Raw genomic sequence first — 319 nt, forward strand, 5'->3', positions numbered from 1 at the left:
GATGCCAGTGAAATAGGCCATGGTGAGCGTCATCACGACAACGTCGGCCATGTGGTTTTGAAAGACGAGCGTGCGTGCTGCCAAAGTGCCAAGACAGGCCGAGAACGCCCATCCCCCCGCCATATAGGCGAGCTCCCAGCGACGCCATTTGTCGCCAATACGCAACGCGCTTCTGCGCCAGCGTCGGTAGTGCAGGCATATGGCGATGCGCGCGAGGCCGACGAGAAATCCGACGATCGTGATGATGGCCAGAAGCTGATCGCCCGTATCCATCGCCGCGATCGTTCCGGCAACCACGAAACCGAACAATATCAGGGTG

At 59.6% G+C, this 319-nt stretch carries 1 pseudogene; it reads right to left on the reverse strand.

What is annotated here, in order from left to right:
• Positions 1-319: pseudogene (locus CH341_RS34825) on the reverse strand (hypothetical protein); the annotation flags it as partial.

The sequence above is a fragment of the Rhodoplanes roseus genome, assembly GCF_003258865.1.
Lineage (GTDB): Bacteria > Pseudomonadota > Alphaproteobacteria > Rhizobiales > Xanthobacteraceae > Rhodoplanes > Rhodoplanes roseus.